Genomic DNA, 12,344 nt, shown 5'->3' with positions numbered 1-12,344 from the left:
GGTCTTGATCGGAAGCGCTTTTCTCGAAAGAGTGCCCCGCCCGCAGCCGCCGAAAAGGACATGATGTGACCATCCTCGCAGACCAACGCTCCTCGACCCGCACCGATCTGGCTTGGGCAATTTCGGTCGGCGGCATCGGCGTCGTGCTGTTCACGGCGATGCTGGTCTTCACCTGGTATTTTGCAACCACCCTGCTGCTGATCTTCACTGGCATGCTGCTCGGTGTCGCCCTCAACGCACTGACCAACGCGCTCGGCCGCCGCGTGCACCTGCCGCATCCGGTCCGGCTCGCGATCGTCTGCGTCGTGCTTGCGGTGCTGCTCGCAGGCGTCGCCTATCTCGGCGGCGCCACCATCGCCGAGCAGGCCTCGCTGCTGAGCAAGACCATCAAGTCGCAGATCGGCAACGTGAAGACCTTCCTGGAAAACCACGGGATCGACACCAGCTTCTTCGATCTCGGCAACGCTGCGTCTGACGCCTCGGCCAATCCGGCATCGGACTCGACACCCTCACCCGCAGCGCCCCCGCGCGGTCCCTTGCCTGGCGCCGGCGCGCTGGCCTCCAGCGGTGGAGCGATTGTGAGCCAGACCTTCAAGCTGCTGCTCGGCACCATCCACGGCGTGGGAAACATCTTCATCGTGCTGTTCCTGGGGCTGTCCTTCGCCGCCCAGCCCAGCGTCTATCACGACGGCCTGTTGTTCCTCGCGCCGGCGAGGCATCGCACCCGCGTCACCCTGATCATCGACCGCATCAGCGAGACGCTGGAACGCTGGCTGATCGCGCAGATCGTCGTGATGATTGCGGTTGGCGTCGTGACCTGGATCGGGCTTGCCATCATCGGCATCCCGGGCTCGTTCATCCTGGGGATTCAGGCGGGCCTGCTCGCCTTCATTCCGACCGTCGGCGCCATCATTGCCGGCGTCGTCGTGGTGCTGGCGAGCCTCGCCTCGGGCTGGATTCCGGCACTGTCGGCCTTCCTCCTGTTCATGGGCGTGCACGCGATGGAGAGCTATGTGCTGACGCCAATCCTGCAGCGGCAGGCACTGGACATCCCGCCGGCCACGCTGTTCGCGTTCCAGATCCTGCTCGGCGTCGTGTTTGGGATCTGGGGCCTGGCGCTGGCGCTGCCACTGGTCGCCATCGCCAAGGTCATGATCGACCATTTCAAGACATATGAGGCGCCGCCTCTGGCAGAGGCGGCGTAAGGCGTCGTGAAGTAGCCTCAGGTCGCCAGCACGGTCTCGGTGTGCTCGACCTCGGGGGGCGCGGCAAAATACTGGCCGACGAGGCCGCGCCATTCGGTGAAGTTCTCGGAGCCGCGGAAATCGACGGTGTGGTTCTCCAGCGTCGCCCACTTCACCATCAGACGATAGCGCTGCGGCTTCTCGATCGACTTGTGCAGCTCGAAGCCGTGAAAGCCCTTGGAGCGGCCAAACGCGGCCTTGGCCTTGGCCACGGCGGCCTCGAAATCCTTCTCGCTGCCCGGCTTGACGTCGATTTGCGCGATCTCGGTGATCATCGGTTTTCCACCCTTCTTGCTTGATGGGCGTGTCTACCGCACCCCGCCCCAAAGAAAAAGGCGCCGAAACGGCGCCCTGGCTGGCCGGAAACTGCGGGTCTGTCAGGCGAACAGCAGAACGATGCCTGCCACGACGAGCGCGCAACCGACGAACAGCACGAGCGGCCAATAGCTGCGGCTCTGCGTGTAGCGTCCCTGAGCGCGGCGCTCGGTGATCAGCGCCGTCTCGTATTCCTCTGCGGTCGAGAACAGACAAGCGAAGCCGCCTCGCGCCGAGGCGGCTTGGGCTTCGAGCGACATCAGGGCGGTCTGCGGGGTCTGTCGACGGATCGATTCCATGACCGGAATGGTAGGGATCGAATGGTAAACAGAGGGTTACCGCAGGGCCCTTTGCCTCAAGCCGTAACCGGACGCGCCTGCGGCGCGCCGATCCGCGCGGCGCTCTGGCGGCGCCAGTTCTCCAGCGACAGCGGCAGCTCCTCCGCCGCCTCGACGCGGTTACGGCCACCGCGCTTGGCCTGGTAGAGCGCCGTGTCGGCCGAGGCCAGCAGCACCTCGAGCTCGGTGCCGGCCGGGCCACCGGCCACGCCGATGCTGACGGTGGTATCGACCGGGCCTTCATCGACCACGATGCCGGAGGTCTCGAACGCCTCGCGCACGCGCTCGGCAACCAGCACGCCCTCCTCCAGCGAACACGGCAGCAGCGCCGCGAATTCCTCACCGCCGATGCGGCCGGAAAGGTCGGTCATGCGCAGATTGCTGACCACCACGGTCGAGAACAGTTTCAGCATTTCGTCGCCGGCGGGATGGCCGAAGCGGTCGTTGATCGACTTGAAGTGGTCGATGTCGAAGATCATCACGGTCACGGGACGCCCGGCCTTGGCCTCGCGGTCGATCACGCGGCCGCAGGCTTCCGAGAAGCCGCGGCGGTTGAGCATGCCGGTCAGGGGATCGGTCGACGCGGCGGTCCGGTGCGCGGTGACGGTACGCTCCGACACCAGCATGAAGATCACGAACACGGTGCCGACGGCGTAGAGCACGAGCTCGACCGCGAACACGGTGACCCAGATGCTCGAGGAGAAGCCGGCATCGTGCGGGCGCAGGAAGCTGCCGAGCAGGATCGGCAGCATCAGCACGCAGCCGTGCATCACCGGCACCACGAAGGCCGGCCAGCGCCGTTGCAGGCTCTTGCGCCGCTCGACCCAGAGCTCGCTCGCGGTCAGCGCCGCATAGACCGAGACGATGCCGGCGCCGATGATCATGCGCAGCATGGACGCCGCGGGATCGAGCAGCGTCGCGGCCGCGGCCCAGGCGAGCGCGCCGAGCACGAGGCCGGGCCAGTTCGGCTTGCGGCCGTGGAAGACGCGCGCCGCATTCCACACCATGCCGCAGGCGACGAAGCCGACGGCATTTAATGCCAGATAGAGATGCGGCCCCAGCCTGTCGCCTGCCGCCGTCCACAATGCGACCGAGGCCGCGCCGAGGAGATAGGCGGTGCCCCACCATTTCAGCGCAGGACTGTCCTCCTGCTTACCGAAGAACACCATCATGGCGCCGAGCAGTGCGGCGACCATGGTGGCAACCAAATAGAGCGTGATGCTATCGAGCGACATCATGTCGGCCCCCTTGAAAACATAGCAGTTACGCGATCGGCCCAGCCGATTTGCGCGCCCTTCCAAATGCGACGCTAGGTTCCCGCGGGTTCCATTCAGGTTTTCACGCGGCCGCAAGTTTTCGGGAAACACGTCGTCAATTTGCATACAAACGAACAACAAAAAGGGCGCTGAAATCAGCGCCCTTTTGCATCTCATTGAAGCCGCTTTCGCGGCGAATGTGACCGAAGCGATTAACGCTTCGAGAACTGGAAGGACCGGCGGGCCTTGGCCTTGCCGTACTTCTTGCGCTCGACCACGCGGGAGTCGCGGGTGAGGAAGCCGCCCTTCTTGAGCACGGTGCGCAGCTCCGGCTCGAAATAGGTGAGCGCCTTGGAGATGCCGTGACGGACGGCGCCGGCCTGGCCGGACAGACCGCCGCCAGCGACGGTGCAGATCACGTCGTACTGGCCGGAACGCTGGGCCACGGAGAACGGCTGCTCGATCATCATGCGCAGCACGGGACGGGCGAAATAGACCTCGACCTCACGCGAATTGACCGTGACCTTGCCGGCACCCGGCTTGATCCAGACGCGGGCGACCGCGTCCTTGCGCTTGCCGGTGGCATAGGCGCGGTTGAACTTGTCGACCTTCTTCTCGTGCTTGGGCGCGTCGGGCGCCGCCGCCGTCTTGAGCTGCGAGAGCTGGTCGAGCGACTGAATGGATTCGGCCATGTTATGCGGCCCTCGTGTTCTTGCGGTTCAACTTGGCGATGTCGAGCTTCTCGGGCGTCTGCGCCTCGTGCGGATGATCGGCACCGCCGTAGACACGGAGATTTCCCATCTGCACGCGACCGAGCGGACCACGCGGGATCATGCGCTCGACGGCCTTCTCGAGCACGCGCTCGGGATGCTTGCCCTCGAGGATCTGGCGCGCGGTGCGCTCCTTGACGTGGCCGACATAGCCGGTGTGCTTGTAGTAGGTCTTCTGCTCGCGCTTGCGACCGGTGAGGACCGCATGCTGCGCGTTGATGATGATGACGTTGTCGCCGCAATCAACGTGGGGGGTGTAGGTCGGGAGGTGCTTGCCGCGCAGGCGCATGGCGACGATGGTGGCGAGACGGCCGACGACCAGACCCTTGGCGTCGATCAGCACCCACTTCTTCGTCACCTCAGCCGGCTTTGCCGAAAAGGTTTTCATATCGGAGTTTCCGTGGACGGGAGATATCGGCGCGAACACCGCACCGGACTGCGCGGTTTTCTAGAGAAGAGACGCGCAACGGTCAATGCCCGAAGACGGAAATTACATATGTACAATCAATAACTTAAAAATATGGTGCTATATTACCTGCTAAAAGCTCAAACATTTGGAATGGAATAGGTCGAGATGACATGGGCGATCGGATCGGGCGAGGTGCCCGACAGCAGGTTCACCTCCCCGACCGCCAGCCGCTTGCCGAGCTTGAGGAGCCGAGCCTCGGCCAGAACGTCCTGGCCGGGCTGGCCCTTGCGCAGGAAGTTGATGTTGAGATTGGTGGTGACCGCGAGCCCGATCGGCCCGATCGCGGACAAAAGCACCACGTACATCGCGAAATCGGCGAGCGCCATCAGCGTCGGGCCGGACACGGTTCCGCCCGGCCGCAGCATCCTTTCGCTGTAGCGCTGGCGCAGCAGGCAGGTCTGGCCGTCCGCGCTCTCGATCGTGATGTCGTCGCCGCTGAAGGCCTGGGGAAACTCGCCGCGGAGAAACTGCTCGACCTCCGCCACGCTCATTTTCGCTAACGCCATGCTCCGCCTCGCCCTCGCTTCACGTCCGCTGTTACATTAGGTTATCTGCATCATCCAATTGCAATAATCCAACTGGAAACGTTCAATGTCCGTCCAGCCCGCCCGCACCCCCTCCCCGGAACCGCCGATCCTGCTGCGCGAGATCGTCGGCACCGTCGCCGTGCTCACGCTGAACCGCCCCGCCGCGCGCAACAGCCTGTCGGCGGCGATGATCGGCCAGCTGCATGCGAGCTTCAACGCAATTGCCGAGGACAAGCGCATCCGCGCCGCCGTCATCGCCGCCAACGGTCCGGCCTTCTCCGCCGGCCACGACATGAAGGAATTGACCGCGCGCCGCAGCGACCCCGATCGCGGCCGCGCCTTTTTCGCCGAGATGATGAACGCCTGTAGCGCGATGATGCAGGCGATCGTGCATCTGCCAAAGCCCGTGGTCGCCGCCGTCCAGGGCATCGCGACCGCCGCCGGCTGCCAGCTCGTCGCAAGCTGCGATCTCGCGATCGCCTCGGAAGCGGCGAGCTTCGCCACGCCGGGCGTCGACATCGGCCTGTTCTGCTCGACGCCGATGGTGGCGCTGTCGCGCAACGTGCCGCGCAAGCAGGCGATGGAGATGCTGCTCACGGGCGAGCCGATCCCGGCCGCCTGCGCCCGCGAGATCGGGCTCGTCAATCGCGTCGTGACAGCGGGTACCGAGCGCAGCGCCGCGATTGCGCTGGCGGAACAGGTTGCGCTGAAATCCGCCTACACGGTCAAGCTCGGCAAGGAGGCGTTCTATCGCCAGGCCGAGATGAGCCTTGCGGACGCCTATCGCTATGCGGCAGAGGTGATGACCGAGAACATGATGGCGCGCGACGCCGAGGAAGGCATCGGCGCCTTCATCGAGAAGCGCGCGCCGACATGGCGGGATGAATAGCTGTATTTCTTACGCCGTCATTCCGGGGCGATGCGAAGCATCGAACCCGGAATCTCGAGATTCCGGGTCGGCTCTTCGAGCCGCCCGGAATGACGAATGAAGGATCACATGAATCACGACGCCTATCCCGATAATTACATCCGCGCCATCCTCAACAGCGTGAAGACGATCGCGATGGTCGGCGCCTCGCCGGTCAATGTGCGGCCGAGCTATTTCGCATTCAAATATCTGGCGCAGCGTGGTTACGACATGATTCCGGTCAATCCCGGCCATGTCGGCAAGGAGCTGCTCGGAAAGCCCTTCGTCGCCTCGCTGTCCGACATCGGCCGTCCCGTCGACATGATCGACATCTTCCGCAACTCCAGCCACATCATGCCCGTGGTCGAGGAAGCCCTGAGGCTCGATCCGCTGCCCAAGGTGATCTGGATGCAGCTCGGCGCGCGTGACGACGTTGCGGCGGCGAAGGCGGAAGCGGCCGGCATCAAGGTCGTGATGAACCGCTGCCCCAAGATCGAATATGGCCGCTTGTCGTCCGAGATCTCCTGGATGGGCGTCAATTCGCGCACGCTCAGCTCCAAGCGCGCGCCGGCGCCGACGCAAGGGATGCGGCTATCCCTCAATCGGATGAGTGTCGGCGGTGGCGATACCGCGGCATCCGATCGTGCCGCCAAAAACAAGAGCGAACAAAGCTGACGCAACTGCGAAGGATTCGTTTCGCGAACGCGACAATACGCAGCACGATCGTCCGTTGTGAAGTCGCGCCTTGACGCCAGCAGCGGCGCCGATCAGCATGCCGCGCGATTTCAGACCACAAGAACAGGACGCCCTCAATGAGCGATCGCCTTCCGGGATTTTCAACCCTCGCCGTGCATGCCGGTGCACAGCCCGACCCGACGACCGGTGCGCGCGCGACTCCGATTTATCAAACGACCTCTTTCGTCTTCAACGACGCCGACCACGCTGCCTCGCTGTTCGGATTGCAGGCGTTCGGCAACATCTATACCCGCATCGGCAACCCCACCAACGCGGTGCTGGAAGAGCGCGTCGCGGCGCTCGAAGGCGGCACGGCCGCGCTGGCCGTTGCCTCCGGCCACGCCGCGCAGGTCGTGGTGTTGCAGCAATTGCTCCAGCCCGGCGACGAGTTCATCGCCGCGCGAAAGCTCTATGGCGGCTCGATCAACCAGTTCACGCACGCGTTCAAGAGCTTCGGCTGGAACGTGGTGTGGGCCGATTCCGATGACATCGCCAGCTTCGAGCGCGCCATCACCCCGCGCACCAAGGCGATCTTCATCGAGTCCATCGCCAATCCCGGCGGCAGCATCACCGACATCGAGGCGATCTCGACGGTCGCGCGCAAGGCGGGCGTGCCGCTGATCGTCGACAACACGCTGGCCTCGCCCTACCTGATCCGGCCGATCGACCACGGCGCCGACATCGTCGTGCACTCGCTGACGAAATTTCTGGGCGGCCACGGCAATTCGCTCGGCGGCATCATCGTCGATGCCGGCACGTTCGACTGGTCGGCGGGCGGCAAATATCCGATGCTGTCGGAGCCGCGGCCGGAATATCACGGCATCCGCCTCCAGGAGACCTTTGGCAATTTCGCCTTCGCGATCGCCTGCCGCGTGCTCGGCTTGCGCGACCTCGGGCCGGCGCTGTCGCCGTTCAACGCCTTCATGATCCTCACCGGCATCGAGACGCTGCCGCTGCGCATGCAGAAGCACTGCGACAACGCCAAGGCGGTCGCCGAATTCCTCGCCGGCCATCCGGCGGTGGCCTCGGTGAGCTATGCGGGCCTTGCCAGCGACAAGTACAACCAGCTTGCGCGCAAATACGCGCCGAAGGGCGCAGGCGCCGTGTTCACCTTCAGCCTGAAGGGCGGCTATGACGCAGGCGTCAGCCTGGTGTCGAAGCTGCAGCTGTTCTCGCATCTGGCCAATGTCGGCGACACCCGCTCGCTGGTGATCCATCCGGCCTCGACCACGCACAGCCAGCTCGACGACGCCGCCAAGGTGAAGTCCGGCGCCGGCCCCGACGTGGTGCGGCTCTCGATCGGCATCGAGGACAAGGAAGACCTGATCGCGGACCTGGAGCAGGCGCTGGGCGGGTAAGCCTCCGAGTCATTCCGGGGCGCGCGTAGCGCGAACCCGGAATCTCGACGTGGCCGGGTCATCTCTGGATTCCGGGTTCGGTGCTTCGCACCGCCCCGGAATGACGGGGCTCGTTAACAGTCATTAACCACATCTGCCGCATACATCGTCTTTGGATCGCCCTTTGATTCGGAGCCGACGATGCTGCGCTGGATGGTGCCTGCCCTTGCGGCGATGCTGACGCTCTCAAGCGCGCTCGCCGCCGATCTTCGGGCCACGCCGAAGCGGCGGGCCGCCGCGCCGCCGCAGGAGGCGCCGCAGGTCTATGTCGAGACCGATCCGGATGCGCTGATCTCGCCGGCCTATGGCATCGGCAGCTACATCCGCAACCTGCCGGGCACGCCGCTCCTGCCCGGCTCTCACACGCTGCCGGGCTATTACGGCCGCCCCTGGGACTACGACTATCAGGGCTCGTATTACGGCGGCAAGCAGGTCGACTATTTCTGGCGCCTGCCCTACGCGTGCGGCGTCTACGGCTATTGCTGATCAGCCGGGCTGACTGACAGGGACCACACGCGGCTGCGCCTCGGCAGATTGCCGCGAGGCCAGCCGTTCCACCTGCATCACCGCAAGCGTGAGCACCACGATCGCAACCGCCTGGTGCGCGAGCGCGAGCCCGATCGGCACCTGGTTGAGCAGCGTGAGGATGCCGAGTAGAGCTTGCAGGCTCACCGCCGCGAACAGCCACAGCGCGCCGCTCGCAGCTGAACCTGCGCGCGAGCGCACCGCATCGAACGCGTGCAGCGCCGCCAGCACGAACAGCGCATAGGCCGTCATGCGGTGCTCGAACTGCACCGTCAGCACATTGTCGAACATGTTGCGCCACCACGGCGTCTCGAACCACAGCCGCTCGGCAGAGGGAATGAGCGCACCGTCGATCTGCGGCCAGGTGTTGTAGGCGCGCCCGGCGCGCAGGCCAGCGACCAGCGCACCGAAATAGATCTGCACGAAGGTCGCGACGAGCAGCAGCGCACTTGTGAACCGCAGCCGCGCGGGACCTGCGATCTTCGGCCGGTCGGCCAGTCGCCGTACCGTCCAGACGATGCCGGCGAAGATCAGCAGCGCGAGCACCAGATGCGTCGCCAGCCGATATTGCGACACCTCGACCCGCCCCGTGAGACCCGAGGCCACCATCCACCAGCCGACCGCTCCCTGCAGCCCGCCGAGCGCGAACAGCAGCCACAGCCTGCGCTTCAACTCGCCGGACAGGCCACCGCGCCACAGGAAGAACAGGAACGGCAAGAGATAGGCGACGCCGATGAAGCGGCCGAGCAGCCGGTGGCTCCACTCCCACCAGAAAATCTCCTTGAACTCGGACAGGCTCATGCCCACGTTGAGCTCGCGATATTGCGGGATCTTCTTGTAGGCCTCGAACGCCTCGGCCCACTGCACCTCCGAGAGCGGCGGCAGGCTACCCGTCACCGGCTTCCATTCGACGATCGAGAGACCGGATTCCGTCAGCCGCGTCGCGCCGCCGACCAGCACCATCAGCGCGATCAGCGCGGCCACGGAAATCAGCCACCAGCGCACGGCGCGATACGGCTCGGACGGGGCGGAATTCGTCGTCATTTCAGGGCGAAACCAAACCTTGTGCCAAAGAGACTTGAACCAAGAGGCTTGAACCGGATTGCGTGCCCCTTATAGTCCCCCGCTCCCGCAGCGCAAGTTACGCGAAAGCCGCAGCATTCCGTCATGACGATCCGCACCCGCAAGTTCCTCGGCGCCATCCTGCTCCTGGTGCTGGCCACGGTCTGGGCCCTGCTCGGCATGGCGCTGGCGCAGATGCCGTGGATCGCCGAATCCGGCTGGCGGCAGGCGATCTACTACGTGGTGGTCGGCATGGGCTGGGTGCTGCCGGCGATGCCGATCGTGAGCTGGATGCAGCGGCCTGATCGCGCCAAGTCGGCGTAACGCTCCTACGCAGCGCGGCCCGTCGGTTTCACCGGCGCAAAGGCAATTCCCGACACCAGCACGCGCAGCATGCGCAGCGAGCGCACCCGGCCGTCCCAGGAAATCCGCGGCAGCGCGCGCAGATTGGTTCGCCCTTCCGCATCCACGATGCCCGGTATGGTCGACACCGCGCTGGCAAAGCCCGCCTCCTCCGCCATCACCACGTGGCTGCGCCGGAACGAGGCGCGATCGCCGAACGGAAAGGCGAGATGCCTGATCTCGCGGTTGAAGGCCGCTTCCGCAACCACCCTGCCCATCGTCATCTCGCGCAGCGCCGCCGTGTCCTTCATGTTGGCGAGAACGGGATAGTTCACGGTCGCGCTGCCGATCGTGACGAGCGGATCGGCCGCAAGCTTCGCCAAATCCTCCCAATCCATCGACGCCTCGCGCGAGAGCCTGGCGAGATCGATCCGGTAGCGCGTGCAGAGATCGGCGATCGCAGCCGACACATCCGCCGGCGGCAGCGAGCGCAGCCAGCTCTCGAGATGCGAGAACAACGCCCGCTTCTCGGCATTATCAGTGACGGTGAAGCGCTGCTCCTTCTCGCCCATCATCAGGCTGATGCGGCTCTCGCGCGCGATCACCTGCTCGAGCCCGAGCCACCAGGCTTCCCCGACGCCATCGGGAAACGCGGTGGGCACATAGATCGTGAACGGTACGGCGTGGCGGGCCAGCACCGGATAGGCGAACGTGATGAGATCCTTAGGCGCGCCGTCGAAGGTGAGCGCCGCGAAGCGCCGCTTCTCCGGCAGCGTCACCGCACGCCGGCAGACCTCGTCCATGCCGAGAATGTCGTAGTTCCAGCGCTTCAGCGCCCGAATGGCACGGTCGAGGAATTGCGGCGTGATCTCGCTCTCGCGCAGGGGCTGAAACCCGCCGCGCCGCCGCGGCCGCACGTGCGCAAAGCGCAGGATGGCGCCGGCCCCACGACTGCGCAGCGCAGCCTGGCCGGTGAACCAGGTCAGCTCGAGGCGCAGCCGTTCCAGCCATCTGTCGTTGGATGCCAATATCCCACCTTCGCGCTCGCCGGCGGCCCGTTCCCTCGTCCATTGTCATTACCCTTTGTTGACATTTCTTTGCAAAGGTCGGCCACAGGCCGAAATACGTACATTTTTGATTTCTCGACAGGTTTCGCGAATGACCATGGCTGCGGCGATGCAAAGCCGGACGGCAGAAGCGCCAGCGCGGTCGAAAGCGAGCCGTATCGCGCATGTCGATATCGTCCGGGATCCCGGCGAGGCCGAGCCGGTCTGGCGCGCCTTCGAGGAGAGCGGCCACCTCTTCACGCCCTACCAGCGCTTCGACCTGCTCAGTCCCTGGCAGCGGCTGGTCGGCGGCCGCGATGGCGCCCGCCCCTTCATCGTGATCGCCCGCGACGTCGAGCGCAGGCCGCTGGTGCTGCTGCCGTTCTCCTTGCGCCAAGGCCACGGGGTGCGCACGGCCGGCTTCATGGGCGGCAAGCATACAACCTACAACATGGGGCTGTGGAACGCCGAGTTCGCGGCACAGGCCGTCGCCGCCGATCTCGACGCGCTGCTTGCTCCGCTGCGCGAGCATGTCGACGTGCTCTCGCTGACGCAGCAGCCGCTGAGCTGGGACGATCAGCAGAACCCGTTCGCGCTGCTGCCGCGGCAGAGTGCGATCAACGGCTGCCCGCTGCTGGTGATGGAGCCGGGCGGCCCGCCCGCATCGCGGATCAGCAACTCGTTCCGCCGCCGCCTCAAGAGCAAGGAGAAGAAGCTCCAGGCGCTCGCCGGCTATCGTTATCACCTCGCCACCACCGACGCCGACGTCACCCGCCTGCTCGACTGGTTCTTCCGCGTCAAGCCGGTGCGGATGGCCGAACAGAAACTGCCCGACGTCTTCGCCGAGCCGGGCGTCGAGCAGTTCGTCCGCAGCGCCTGCCTGTCGCCGCGCGGCGAAGGCCGTGTCATCGACATCCACGCGCTCGAATGCGACGACGAGGTGATCGCGATCTTCGCCGGCGTCGCCGACGGCCAGCGCTTCTCGATGATGTTCAACACCTACACCATGTCCGAGCACGCCCGCTATAGCCCGGGCCTGATCCTGATGCGCTACATCATCGACCGCTACGCCGAGCGCGGCTACCGCTCACTCGACCTCGGCATCGGCTCGGACGACTACAAGCGGATGTTCTGCAAGGACGACGAGGACATTTTCGACAGCTTCGTGCCGCTGACCTCGCGCGGCAAGCTTGCGGCAATGGCGATGTCCTCGGTCAGCCACGGCAAGCGGCTGGTGAAGCAGAACCAGATGCTGTTCGATCTGGCGCGACGGCTGCGGCAGGCGTTCGGGTAGCTCTCACCACTTGCGAGCTGCCCTTCCCTTCTCCCCTTGCGGGCCTGTTGCGTTATTGGCTTTTGAGGCTGAAGACGTCACGAGAGAAGGCCTTAGTCGCGGCAATTGCCTGCCAAT

Annotated in this window: 15 protein-coding genes; 7 read left to right on the top strand and 8 right to left on the bottom strand. The window is 65.2% G+C overall.

The genetic code is table 11. The annotated features are described in order from the left end of the window. Positions 1 to 65 precede the first annotated feature (65 nt). Positions 66 to 1,205, top strand: a complete 1,140-nt coding sequence (locus tag XI08_RS21960) for an AI-2E family transporter (RefSeq protein WP_271575938.1) — start codon at positions 66 to 68, stop codon at positions 1,203 to 1,205. 17 nt (positions 1,206 to 1,222) lie between these two features. Here the strand turns inward: XI08_RS21960 and XI08_RS21955 are convergent, their stop codons facing one another. From XI08_RS21955 to XI08_RS21930, 6 genes are all read right to left on the bottom strand, one after another. Further along, a complete protein-coding gene (locus XI08_RS21955; protein WP_027547373.1) occupies positions 1,223 to 1,519 on the bottom strand; it encodes an antibiotic biosynthesis monooxygenase family protein in 297 nt (98 codons plus the stop codon). Positions 1,520 to 1,621: 102 nt separating this feature from the next. After that, positions 1,622 to 1,858 (bottom strand): hypothetical protein, encoded by a 237-nt coding sequence (locus tag XI08_RS21950; protein WP_027547374.1) that lies wholly within the window; start codon positions 1,856 to 1,858, stop codon positions 1,622 to 1,624. A gap of 56 nt (positions 1,859 to 1,914) precedes the next feature. Then, positions 1,915 to 3,135 (bottom strand): GGDEF domain-containing protein, encoded by a 1,221-nt coding sequence (locus XI08_RS21945; protein WP_271575937.1) that lies wholly within the window; start codon positions 3,133 to 3,135, stop codon positions 1,915 to 1,917. Positions 3,136 to 3,365: 230 nt separating this feature from the next. Beyond that, positions 3,366 to 3,845, bottom strand: coding sequence for a 30S ribosomal protein S9 (gene rpsI, locus XI08_RS21940; RefSeq protein ID WP_011087725.1), 480 nt, complete (start codon positions 3,843 to 3,845; stop codon positions 3,366 to 3,368). Between the two features lies 1 nt (position 3,846). Then, complete coding sequence (gene rplM / locus XI08_RS21935) at positions 3,847 to 4,311, bottom strand: 50S ribosomal protein L13 (RefSeq protein WP_015685724.1); 465 nt, start codon at positions 4,309 to 4,311, stop codon at positions 3,847 to 3,849. A 158-nt stretch (positions 4,312 to 4,469) separates the two neighbouring features. Further along, positions 4,470 to 4,898 carry a PaaI family thioesterase gene (locus XI08_RS21930; RefSeq protein WP_271575936.1) on the bottom strand — a complete coding sequence of 143 codons (429 nt, stop codon included), beginning with the start codon at positions 4,896 to 4,898 and terminating at the stop codon, positions 4,470 to 4,472. Between the two features lie 85 nt (positions 4,899 to 4,983). Between XI08_RS21930 and XI08_RS21925 the strand changes: the two genes are divergently transcribed. The 4 genes from XI08_RS21925 to XI08_RS21910 all read left to right on the top strand — a co-directional run bounded on the left by XI08_RS21925 (position 4,984) and on the right by XI08_RS21910 (position 8,444). Then, positions 4,984 to 5,808, top strand: coding sequence for an enoyl-CoA hydratase (locus tag XI08_RS21925; protein ID WP_271575935.1), 825 nt, complete (start codon positions 4,984 to 4,986; stop codon positions 5,806 to 5,808). Between the two features lie 108 nt (positions 5,809 to 5,916). Then, the gene (locus XI08_RS21920; RefSeq protein ID WP_027547379.1) at positions 5,917 to 6,501 is read left to right on the top strand and encodes a CoA-binding protein; all 585 of its coding nucleotides are present in this window, start codon (positions 5,917 to 5,919) and stop codon (positions 6,499 to 6,501) included. A gap of 137 nt (positions 6,502 to 6,638) precedes the next feature. Then, on the top strand, positions 6,639 to 7,919 hold the full coding sequence (locus XI08_RS21915) for an O-acetylhomoserine aminocarboxypropyltransferase (protein WP_027547380.1): 1,281 nt from the start codon (positions 6,639 to 6,641) through the stop codon (positions 7,917 to 7,919). A gap of 180 nt (positions 7,920 to 8,099) precedes the next feature. Continuing rightward, on the top strand, positions 8,100 to 8,444 hold the full coding sequence (locus tag XI08_RS21910) for a hypothetical protein (RefSeq protein ID WP_271575934.1): 345 nt from the start codon (positions 8,100 to 8,102) through the stop codon (positions 8,442 to 8,444). Here the strand turns inward: XI08_RS21910 and XI08_RS21905 are convergent, their stop codons facing one another. Next, positions 8,445 to 9,527: a COX15/CtaA family protein gene (locus tag XI08_RS21905; protein WP_271575933.1), complete on the bottom strand. Its 1,083-nt coding sequence runs from the start codon at positions 9,525 to 9,527 to the stop codon at positions 8,445 to 8,447. A gap of 123 nt (positions 9,528 to 9,650) precedes the next feature. Here XI08_RS21905 and XI08_RS21900 point away from each other — a divergent pair, with 123 nt between their 5' ends. Continuing rightward, positions 9,651 to 9,869, top strand: coding sequence for a DUF2842 domain-containing protein (locus tag XI08_RS21900; RefSeq protein ID WP_092180772.1), 219 nt, complete (start codon positions 9,651 to 9,653; stop codon positions 9,867 to 9,869). A gap of 5 nt (positions 9,870 to 9,874) precedes the next feature. On the opposite strand, the gene XI08_RS21895 is transcribed toward XI08_RS21900, so the two are convergent. Continuing rightward, positions 9,875 to 10,915, bottom strand: a complete 1,041-nt coding sequence (locus XI08_RS21895) for a polysaccharide deacetylase family protein (RefSeq protein WP_271575932.1) — start codon at positions 10,913 to 10,915, stop codon at positions 9,875 to 9,877. A gap of 130 nt (positions 10,916 to 11,045) precedes the next feature. On the opposite strand from XI08_RS21895, the gene XI08_RS21890 reads away from it, so the two are divergent. Continuing rightward, positions 11,046 to 12,227, top strand: a complete 1,182-nt coding sequence (locus XI08_RS21890; RefSeq protein WP_271575931.1) for a GNAT family N-acetyltransferase — start codon at positions 11,046 to 11,048, stop codon at positions 12,225 to 12,227. Positions 12,228 to 12,344 lie beyond the last annotated feature (117 nt).

Source organism: Bradyrhizobium sp. CCBAU 11361, from assembly GCF_028128935.1.
In the GTDB taxonomy this organism is placed as follows: domain Bacteria; phylum Pseudomonadota; class Alphaproteobacteria; order Rhizobiales; family Xanthobacteraceae; genus Bradyrhizobium; species Bradyrhizobium niftali.
This window is presented reverse-complemented; position numbering and strand designations above follow the sequence as displayed.